A 10,876-nucleotide genomic window follows, 5' to 3' on the forward strand; every position below is an offset into this window, starting at 1 on the left:
ATACTTCGTATTATGTTTTCTAAATGGTCTTAAAAGCTTACTTTTGTCCGATTATAAAAAAAACGTAATACATGTCTGTATTTTTAATAAAAGCGGCTCAATTATTATTAAGCCTTTCCATATTGGTAGTTTTACACGAATTGGGGCATTTTATCCCAGCAAAATTGTTTAAAACAAGAGTAGAAAAATTCTATTTGTTTTTTGATGTTAAGTTTTCACTTTTTAAAAAGAAAATAGGCGATACAGTTTACGGTATTGGTTGGTTGCCATTGGGTGGCTATGTAAAAATATCTGGAATGATAGACGAAAGCATGGATACCGAGCAAATGGCTTTACCACCACAACCTTGGGAATTTCGTTCAAAACCTGCATGGCAACGCCTTATTATTATGCTAGGTGGTGTAACGGTGAATTTTATTTTAGCGTTCTTTTTATTTATAATGATGCTTTTTGTTTGGGGTACCAACTACACAACAAAAGATGATATTAAATATGGTTTTGGTGTAGCAAAAACGTTGGAATCTTACGGTTTTCAGCAAGGCGATAAAATTATATCTGTTGATGGAAAGCCTTACGAAGATCTAACAATAGATATCAATAAATATATCATGTTTAGAGAAGTTGGGTCTATTAAAGTAGAACATCCTGATGGAACGGTTGCCGATATTCAACTTCCAGAAGATATAGGTACGAAACTTTTTGAAGCAGGCGATATACCAGCTATGGCACCTCGTTATCCGTTTCAGTTAGATTCAGTAGTTGCAGATTCGCCAGCAGATAAAGCAGGATTAAAAGCTAACGATAAGATTGTTGCAGTAAACGGTCAGCCTGTAGAGTATTATTCCGATTTAACCTATCAGATAAAGAATAATACCGATAACACCCTAAACGTTGAAATAGAACGTAATAATGAAATTAAAAGTTTAAGTATAACACGAGCTGAAGATAAAACGATTGGAATCCTATCAACGGTATCCGATTTGGATTATATCACAGTACAAAATAAAGAATATAGTTTATCTGAAAGTATTTCAGGAGGCATAAGCAAAGGATATTGGGAGGTTAAAGATTATTTAGCGCAGTTTAAATACATCTTTACTAAAAAAGGAGCTTCTCAAATAGGTGGTTTTGCTGCTATTGGCAACATGTTTCCTGCACAATGGAACTGGCAGGCCTTTTGGTATTTAACAGCGTTTTTATCCATTATGTTGGCGGTATTGAATTTATTACCTATTCCTGCGTTAGATGGTGGACATGTTATGTTTTTACTTTATGAAATGGTTTCAGGAAGAAAGCCGGGAGATAAGTTTATGGAGTACGCACAAATGGTAGGTTTCTTTATATTAATAGCTTTAGTTTTATTCGCAAACGGTAACGATATTTTTAAAGCAATTTTTAATTAAAATTTTTTTAAAAAATGTTTGCAGTAATTAAAAAGATATATATATTTGCGCTCGCTTAGGCGAAAAACAAACACTCCTCCTTAGCTCAGTTGGTTAGAGCATTTGACTGTTAATCAAAGGGTCCTTGGTTCGAGCCCAAGAGGGGGAGCAAAAACAAGAAAAAGACTTTACAGAAATGTAAGGTCTTTTTTGGTTTTATACGGTATCTACAAGGGATTTGATGTATTATCGTTATTTGAAAAGATTAAAAAAGCGACTGAATACCACGGCATCACTGTTTATTTTAATGGTATACGTGATCCATTTTGAGAAAGCCAATTATCAAAATTTTGAATTTCAGGATTCAGTTGCAATGACAAAGTTTCATCACGAATGGCATTAAAATCATCATTGAAATCTCTTTTAAACTGAAACATGTTTCCCAGATCGTCGGCTCCTGGAAAACCAAAACCACGGTAGATGTCTGGACTTACGTTATTATATATTACATTAATATTTAAGGCTTTGGATAGTTTGGCAGCCATATCATTTCCAGTTAACTTTTCACCAACAATGCCAATGGTTTTACCAATTAGTTCACTGCCCTTTTTGAATATCCCATAAGCACATTTACCAATATCTTCGGCAGCCATACCTGCCAGTGTTTTATCATCCATTGGAAAGGCAATATAGTAATTTCCGTCCTCACCTTTTTGTGGACCCATCCCGAAATGGATAAAGTTATCCCAATAGAAGGAGGTTCTCAAAAAAGTAACCGGTAAACCAGCTTCTGAAAAAAGATGGTCTGCTTCACCCTTACTATCAAAATGGGGTACCTTGTATTGGCCTTGCAGTGTTGGCATACGGTCGTCATCCAATGACACCCAGTTTCTGGTATCCTCTAGTGTTGACCAAACGATATGCTCTAAATCAGCTCCTTTGGCAGCCTGAATAAAGTTTTTTATTTGTTGATACTCTTTTTCAGCTGAAAAATGTTCCCAAAAGAAGGTGACAAAGTATACGGCTTTAGCTCCCTCCAAAGCATTTTCAATACTCTTTATATCGTTAATGTCTGCTTCTACTACTTCCGCTCCCATTTGTGCCAGTGCCATCGCGCTTTCAGAACCAGCGTTTCTAGTTACGGCTCTTACTTTATACCGTGAAAGGCTATCTGCTAGAATAGCGCGTACAAGTCCACCTCCTTGGGCTCCTGTTGCCCCAAATACTGTAATAATTTTTTTGTTTTCCATTTTAATTTTTTGTTTAGTTACTCTTTTGCACTTTTACTATTTATGGATTCTAAAATAGAAGGTTTAAGTGGCCATACATATTTGGGATGCTTGTGTAAAAGATTGAGTACTAATTTAATGAAAAATAGCATGCCATAAAAGTGCTATTGAAGCATTTTTTGACCAACAAGTGTTTAGAAAAGGAACTTTATTTTTGTAGATTAAGAGCTTTAGAAAGATTCCGATTTATTATAGTTTTACAGAAATGTAAGGTCTTTTTTTGCTTTACTGGTGTAGTTAACAAGTTTGAAACCAAAGTATTAGTTTATCAATTCGAGGTTTATTTCTTTATGAATAGGAATAAAAACAACCATACTAATGAAGTGTTGTTCATTTCCCCTCGAATAAAAGCATAAACACGCTTCATTTGCGTTTTTACAGTATTAATAGAAATATTTTGGTTTTCGGCAATTTCGTTATAGCTTAAACCGTCTATAACATGAGAGATGAATATTTTTTTTCTAGCTTCAGGAAGTTTATCTAATAATTTAAGGACTTTAGTAATTTTACTGTCATCGCCTTTTTCGAGGTTTATAGGCTGTTCATAGTTTGGAATTGGCAGGTTACCTTCTTCTAAAACAATTTTTTTAGTTTTTTCAACATGTTTTAAGCTTAAATTTTTAACTGCTTTATTCGCATAAGCTTTAAATGATGTATTAAAAATTATAGGTTCATTTTTATTCCATAGGTAAACAAAAAAATCTTGTACTATATCTTTAGCGGCATCCTTGTCTTTAGTTATTTGGAAAGAAACCAAAGACAAAAACACAAAATACTCTTTATATAAGCATTCAAACTTATTTATATCTTTTTGATAAGACATTTTTATGGAATAAAAATTTGACTAAAAAACTAGTTAGGATTTGCATATATAACAAAAAACATACATAAATATAATGTATTTGATATTTTTTTTCAAAATTAGTGTCACCCTAAATTAACATTAAGTGAACATGTAGATAACAAACAAGTTGTTTTTATGAGAATTGACTACAATATAATTGAGATTTTAAAGAAAATAAATAGAACAGGAAGTCTTGATTCTAAGGATTTAAAACGATTGAGCCCAGAAGAAAAGGAACTTATTGAAAATATTTATAATAGTGGTCTAGTTAAAGAAGCATTAATTTTTTCAGAATCCATAGACAGCGAAGGAAGTTGGCAAGAAATAAAAACCAAACTTAAACAGCATACTTACACCAAAACCATTCCTTTGTGGAAAAGGGCGTATAAGTATGCCGCAATTTTTATAGGTATTATAGGACTTGTTTTCTTTTATCAAGAAATGGCAAGTTCTGAGCCAGAAAATAAAATAGTAACCGATTCTATAGAGCTCATTTTAGATAATGGTGATGTACAAATTATTTCAGCAAGTGGCGAGAAGCAAATAATAAATAAAAATGGGCAAGTAATAGGTAAACAAAGCGGTGACAAAATAGACTATAGTTCAAACACAGCGGTAGATAAATTAGTTTACAATAAACTTAAGATCCCTAACGGACGAACTTTTAATATCACATTGTCCGATGGTACAGTTGTATATTTAAATTCAGGCTCAAGTTTAAAATACCCTGTTAAGTTTTTAAATGGGATGAAGCGAGAAGTGTTTTTAGAAGGTGAAGCTTATTTTGAAGTAAGTAAAGATAAATTGCATCCATTTATTGTAAACGCTAGCGAAATGAATGTGAAAGTTTTAGGCACAAAGTTTAATGTGTCTTCATATAAAAACGATACTGAAATAAGTGCTGTTTTGGTTGAAGGATCGGTTAGTTTATCAAACGATTTAAAACCAAAAAATGAAGCTATTTTAACACCAGGATCTAAAGGTGTTTTAACTAAGTCTAATTTAGAATCAGACATTTCTTTAGAAAAAGTAGATACGAGTCTATATACAGGATGGATTAAAGGCGATTTGCTTTTTAGAAAATCATCATTTAACGATATGGCAAAAAAATTGGAACGAAGCTACAATGTTAAAATAACAAACCATAATCAATTACTAAATACATTAAAGTTTAACGCATCTTTTAATGTAAACATTGAAAACATAGAAGATGTTATGACAGCCTTAAGCCATATTCACCCATTTATATATAAAATCAATAACAGAAATATAACTATAACCAACTAAAAACATTAGCCAATGAAGTAAAAGTGAAACACATTACCAACTAAGTTCACTTTAAAAAAAAAACCGGAAAATACTACCAATATTTTCCGATTCACTAAGTGGATTAAACGAAGAACTAAATAAATCATTTAAAACCAATCAAAATTATGAAAAAAATAATTAAGAGGAGTTTGGCAGAGCCTTATTTCCCTAAAATTAGTCTAAAAATGAAGCTAACCACCATACTACTTATTGTTTCGTTATTTAGGGTTCAAGCAAATACTTATTCTCAAAACACCAAGCTTACATTAAATGTTAAAGATGTAACTGTAGGATATGTTTTTAATCAAATAGAATCGATGTCTGAATTCAGATTTTTATTTGAAAGCGATAAGATAGATTTAAACCGTAAAGTAAGCTTAGATGTTCAAAAGAAAAAAATAGACGATATTTTAAAAGTGTTATTTAGTGGAACAAACATTGAATATAAAACGAATAATCGTCAAATTTTGCTTACGGTAAAGAAAACCCTTCCTACTACTATTAAAACATCAGCTATCGATCCGGTAGAAGTCATTATTCAGCAACACCAAATTAAGGGGCAGATTATAGATATTAATCGACAACCATTAGCAGGAGCAAATATTATTGAAAAAGGCACTAATAATGGTACACAAGCAGATTTCGACGGAAATTTTTCATTAACGGTTTCAAATGAAAATGCAACACTTGTTGTTTCGTATTTGGGTTTTACTACGGTTGAAATTCCTGTAAAAGGACAAAGAATAATACAAGTTACTTTAAATGAAGATGTTTCAGGTTTAGATGAAGTTGTTGTTATTGGGTACGGCACTGTAAAAAAACGTGATTTAACTGGTGCTGTGTCTTCGGTAAATAGCGAGGATATTGCCATTGCGCCTGTAGTTAGCCCTATTGAAGCAATTCAAGGAAGGGTTGCTGGTATAGATATTTCACGTAATGATGGACGTGCTGGTTCAGGATTTAATATCATACTTCGTGGAAATAAATCGCTTACACGCGATAGTAACCCTATTTATATTATTGATGGAATTCAAGGGAATATTAATAATTTAAACCCTAACGACATTGCTTCCATTGATGTGCTAAAAGATGCCTCATCAACCGCCATTTATGGTATATCGGGTGCCAACGGTGTTATCATCATTACTACTAAAAAAGGAGAAAAAGGTAAAATTCAGGTGGATGCTAACTCATATATAAGTATCAATGCGAATCCATCTTACCCAAGCCCTTTGCAGGGAGATGCTTGGTTTAATTATCTTGAAGATGGTTACAAGGCATCCAACAACGGCAATTCTTCTCCAGATAGGGATGCATTACTTGCTGCTTGGGGCTTATCAACAACAGATCTTAACCCTTATATTGATAGCGGAAAATATGTGGATTGGACAGATGAAACCTTTAGAACAGGTATTCAAACCAATAATAACATCTCAATACGTGGGGGTAATGATAATTTACAGGGAAGCCTTTCTGCGGGACTTAACAAAACAGAAGGTATTTATCCTGGAGATGATATTAAAGTATATACCATGCGTAGCAATTTAAATATTAAAGCAACAAAATGGATGGAATTTGGAGTTGTTACTGGCTTAATATTCAAAGACCAAAACCAAAATAGAAGTCGTGTAAACAGGGCTTTTGGCTGGGTGCCTCTTGGTGATGTTTACGATGCAGATGGTCAAATTAACAAATATCCTATTGCAGGTGATCAAGAGCCAAGTATACTCGCTAATAATATTCCAGGAGCTTTTTTAAACAATAGTAAGTCGACAATTTTTACAGCAAATCCATATGTTGATTTTGACTTGGCAAAAGGCTTAACGCTTAAGTCTATTTTGGGGGTAACTTTATCCAACTCTCGTAGTGGACAATATGAAAGTGATGAAACTTATTTAAAGCTTACAGGGAGTTCTTCTCCTGAAAGGACCGGATCCTATAATACTAATTTTGGTTATGGATACAACTGGGAAAATATTTTAAATTATGAAACCACCATTGCCAACAATCATAACTTAGGAGGTACCTTTATAACTTCCTATATGTATAATCAAAGTGAGAATGCAGAAATCTTTGGTTCTGGGTTTACTTCAGACAACAGCTTATGGTATAATTTAAGGGCTGCCCCCAACCAAATCCTTAATACAGGTTATAGTATGAATAAACGCATGTCTTACGCAGGAAGGTTAAATTATAATTATAAAGGAAAATATTTTATAACCGGTTCTGTAAGGTCCGATGGGGCTTCTGAATTGGCTGAGGGCAATAAATGGGATGTATTTCCTGCTGGAGCTGTTGCTTGGAGAATTTCTGATGAAAATTTTATGGCAGGTATTAATTGGTTAAGCAATTTAAAGCTGCGTATTGGCTACGGGGTTGCAGGAAGTAGAAACGTAGGGCCATATACAACGCTTTCAGGGGTTACTAACGGATTAGATTTATTGGATCTTGGTGGCGGACAAGTGCAAACATTTATTCCAACAGAAACCGTTGGAAATACAGACCTTGGATGGGAGAAATCATATAATACTAATATAGGTCTTGATTTTGGTTTTCTTAAAAACAGAATTAATGGATCTATCGAATATTATGATACAGATTCAAAAGATTTAATCTATCCAAGACCTCTTCCTACAACAGTTGGTGGTGTAGGACCAAAGAGATCATTCATTCAGGAAGCAAATCTTGCATCAATGAACAATAAAGGTATTGAATTAACATTAAACACAAAATATTCAAACCAAAGATTTCCAATGGTCTAGCACACTAACTTTTGCTAAGAATACGGAGAAAGTAACCGAAGTTAATTTGGGAAATGTAGAGGTTGAGGATTTAGTTTCCCTTGGTTTATTTATAGGGGAACAAAGCAGAGTATTTTATGACTATAAAAAAATTGGTGTTTGGCAATTAAGAGAGGAAGCTGATGCCGCTGTATTTGGTTTGCAGCCTGGCGATGTAAAGATTCAGTCTAGTTTAACCAGACAATCTGAAGGTGTGTGGACAAGAACCATTACTGATGCTAACGGCGTTACTACTGAGGAAACATATACTGCCGCCGCTCCTTATACTATAAATGCCAATGAAGACCGCCAAGTTATTGGCCATAGGGCTCCTGATTGGACCGCTGGGTTAAATAACACTTTTGTGTACAAATCATTTGATTTAAGCATCTTTGCAACAGCACGTTATGGCCAAATGATTGAAGGAGAATTATTAGGATATATGAGGTATGGAGCATTAAATTTACCAGATAACTATAATTATTGGACTCCTACCAACGCAACAAACGATTTTCCACGACCTTACATTACTAGAAGCACCAACAATTCTCAGCCTCTTCAAGGCCTTACCAATGTAGATGGTTCTTATTTCAAAATCAAGAACATAACACTTGGTTATACAGTTCCTGAACGTTTTGCAAGTAAAGTTGGATTGACTAATTTAAGAGTTTACGGTACCGTTTATAATTCATTAATTATTGTAAAAAGCCACTTATTAGATGGATTAGACCCTGAATCAGGAGCTTCTGATTCGTTCCCATTATACAAGCAAATGGTATTTGGTTTAAATGTATCATTTTAAAAAATTGAGAAAGATGAAAAAAATATTAAATTTAAAAAGATCGCTAGCAGTAATATCCTTACTGCTAGTAACAATGTCTTGTGATATAGATGAAGTGAATCGTGAGGTTCAAGATACTAATTTGGTCTATACCTCTGTTGTAGGTTATGAAGGTCTTATTAACTATGCTTATAATAGTTTATATTATTTCTATGGCAAATTAGATGGCATTGGAGCACAGGAGCTGGGCACCGATTTATGGTGGTCTGAATCCTATTTAGCACCCTATACGCAATACGGTAGCGAGCTTACCACAACACAGGGTCAAAACAGAGTGTTTTGGGATGGGTTTTATGCCGCTGTTAACTACTCCAACCTTGCGATTTATTATGCCGATAAGGTTACTGATTATACTGAAGATCAAAAAAAAGCCAAAGTAGCTGAGGCGCATTTTATTAGAGGATGGTCTTATTTACAGATTGTTGAACAATATGGAGGCGTAGTACTGCGTACATTACCTTCATCAATTGATTCAGAAAAAGAAAATTTCCCAATTCGTAGTAGTGAGGAAAAAATATATGAATTAATATTAAGCGATTTAGAATTTGCAGCAGAAAACCTTCCCGTTAGCCAGGGTACCGAAAGAGGACGTGCTTCAAAAAAAGCCGCATTAGGCATGCTTGCTAAAGCTTATCTTCAAAGAACCCGTTTAGGAGACGAAGTCACATATGCAACCAAAGCCTTAGCTGTTGCAAAAGACCTTATAGACAACCAAGTGGCTTATGGATGTGCGCTTTATACCAGTGATCCTACAACATCAGGATATGCCAAATTATGGGACGGTCTTAATAACAAAATGAATACGGAATTTTTGTTTTTAGAATCTATTGACCCGGTTCTCGAAACACTAGCAAACCCTGAAGGTTCAAATCGCGGTCGTACCCGTCAATATTATGAGATGGATTTAAGACACGTAGGTGAAGATTGGGGAACAACACAATCAGAAGATCAGTGGTATGGGAGAGCAAATAGTAGAGGTCTTAAACCTACTAAGTATTTATTAACAGAAATATTTACACCTGAAAAAGATCCTGCTGATACACGTTTTGAAAACACATTCTTTACTGAGTACTATAATTCCAGGAGAAGTGGATCATCATTCCAGAATTGGACACTAACTGCAAACGTTATAAATAAATATGTGAAAGACCCAGCTTTAGTAGGGCACGTAATTAAAGGCACTTTAGGAACTTATACAGAAGGCCAAGTGCACTATGGGGGAAAAACAAACTTTTATGGGTTTGTAAGAGCGTCTCAACATTCTAATATGGTAGATAATGATAACGATGGTTGGTTAGACGGTCTTTCAATATTTACTCCAAACTACGCCATGACTGCCTCAGAAAAGTATTCACTACCTTTCCTTATTGTAACTCCAGATGAAATGTTTGAACCAAATGGTAAGTGGGTTACAGCAACTTCCTTAGGGGGATTGGGGGCTTATTATAAAGATTGCCACCCGTCTCTTAATAAATTCTCATCTATCCATTGGATTTTTAATAATCAAAGATGGATGGGCGATGTACCAATTTTACGCTTAGGAGATGTTTATTTACTGGCCGCTGAAGCTGTGCTTCGTTCAGGTGGAAGTCAAACAACAGCCGCAGAGTATATAAATACGTTACGCAAACGTGCTGCAATTACCAGTCGTGAAAACGAAATGATTATTGCCCCAGGTGAAGTTACTTTAGATTTTATTTTAGCTGAACGAGCACGTGAATTGGCAGGCGAACAAGTGCGTTGGGAAGATTTAAAAAGATTTGGAAAACTTAACAATGCCTATTTGAATGTTACTAACCCAGACATTACAGGTTTTGTTGATGGAAAACATATAATAAGACCAATTCCTCAAACATTTCTTGATGCTATCGGAAATGCCGATGAATTTGGCACCAATGGATATTAATAGTTAGTTTAGTTGTTTATTAGGAAAACCCATGTAGTTGCAATAAAATGCAAGTTGCATGGGTTTTATGTTTTGTAACTATTTATTTAATATTTTTTTTGTGGCTTCAACCACGTTTTTAGAATTCCCAATAAAAATATTATCATCAACAATAATAACAGGTCTGCTTAAAAACGTGTAATGTTCCAATATATAGTGTTTATAATCGCGTTCTTCAAGTTTTTGGTTTTTTAAATCCATTTCCTTGTACAGTTTAGAACGTTTGCTAAAAAGCGCTTCATAGCTTCCTGCAAGCACTTTCATTTCCTCTAACTGTTTAACGGTTATTGCTTCGGTTTTTATATCCTGTAACACAAATTCAGAGGGTAGGTTTAATTCTTTTAAAATTCTAACACATGTACTGCATGTTTTTAAGTAGTATACCTTTTTCATCTGCTTATTTTATTTGTTTTTTATTTCAGTCTAAAAAACCACCGTCTTTGACGGTGGTCATGTTTTAAAGGCTTCGCCATTTTTTAGGTTTACC

The 10,876-nt window shown here is 34.2% G+C and carries 8 protein-coding genes and 1 tRNA gene; 6 read left to right on the top strand and 3 right to left on the bottom strand.

What is annotated here, in order from left to right; all coding sequences use genetic code 11:
* Positions 1-71 precede the first annotated feature (71 nt).
* Both rseP and ACGK9U_RS02745 read left to right on the top strand, forming a co-directional pair.
* Positions 72-1,403, top strand: a complete 1,332-nt coding sequence (rseP, locus tag ACGK9U_RS02740) for an RIP metalloprotease RseP (RefSeq protein WP_394464838.1) — start codon at positions 72-74, stop codon at positions 1,401-1,403.
* 74 nt (positions 1,404-1,477) lie between these two features.
* Positions 1,478-1,551: transfer RNA gene (locus ACGK9U_RS02745), tRNA-Asn, on the top strand.
* A 130-nt stretch (positions 1,552-1,681) separates the two neighbouring features.
* Here the strand turns inward: ACGK9U_RS02745 and ACGK9U_RS02750 are convergent.
* Together ACGK9U_RS02750 and ACGK9U_RS02755 are read right to left on the bottom strand one after the other, a co-directional pair.
* Positions 1,682-2,632 carry an NmrA/HSCARG family protein gene (locus ACGK9U_RS02750; RefSeq protein WP_394464839.1) on the bottom strand — a complete coding sequence of 317 codons (951 nt, stop codon included), beginning with the start codon at positions 2,630-2,632 and terminating at the stop codon, positions 1,682-1,684.
* 319 nt (positions 2,633-2,951) lie between these two features.
* On the bottom strand, positions 2,952-3,494 hold the full coding sequence (locus ACGK9U_RS02755; protein WP_394464840.1) for a sigma-70 family RNA polymerase sigma factor: 543 nt from the start codon (positions 3,492-3,494) through the stop codon (positions 2,952-2,954).
* Between the two features lie 156 nt (positions 3,495-3,650).
* Between ACGK9U_RS02755 and ACGK9U_RS02760 the strand changes: the two genes are divergently transcribed.
* The 4 genes from ACGK9U_RS02760 (at position 3,651) to ACGK9U_RS02775 (ending at position 10,350) form a co-directional block, all read left to right on the top strand.
* Positions 3,651-4,802, top strand: coding sequence for a FecR family protein (locus ACGK9U_RS02760; RefSeq protein ID WP_394464841.1), 1,152 nt, complete (start codon positions 3,651-3,653; stop codon positions 4,800-4,802).
* A 146-nt stretch (positions 4,803-4,948) separates the two neighbouring features.
* Positions 4,949-7,585, top strand: a complete 2,637-nt coding sequence (locus ACGK9U_RS02765; protein WP_394464842.1) for a SusC/RagA family TonB-linked outer membrane protein — start codon at positions 4,949-4,951, stop codon at positions 7,583-7,585.
* A gap of 46 nt (positions 7,586-7,631) precedes the next feature.
* A complete protein-coding gene (locus ACGK9U_RS02770) occupies positions 7,632-8,405 on the top strand; it encodes a hypothetical protein (protein ID WP_394464843.1) in 774 nt (257 codons plus the stop codon).
* Between the two features lie 13 nt (positions 8,406-8,418).
* Positions 8,419-10,350 carry a RagB/SusD family nutrient uptake outer membrane protein gene (locus tag ACGK9U_RS02775; protein WP_394464844.1) on the top strand — a complete coding sequence of 644 codons (1,932 nt, stop codon included), beginning with the start codon at positions 8,419-8,421 and terminating at the stop codon, positions 10,348-10,350.
* Between the two features lie 78 nt (positions 10,351-10,428).
* On the opposite strand, the gene ACGK9U_RS02780 is transcribed toward ACGK9U_RS02775, so the two are convergent.
* A complete protein-coding gene (locus ACGK9U_RS02780; RefSeq protein ID WP_394464845.1) occupies positions 10,429-10,782 on the bottom strand; it encodes an arsenate reductase family protein in 354 nt (117 codons plus the stop codon).
* Between the last annotated feature and the right edge of the window lie 94 nt (positions 10,783-10,876).

Origin of the sequence: Mariniflexile sp. HNIBRBA6329 (assembly GCF_043558645.1) — a bacterium.
Taxonomy (GTDB): Bacteria; Bacteroidota; Bacteroidia; order Flavobacteriales; family Flavobacteriaceae; genus Mariniflexile.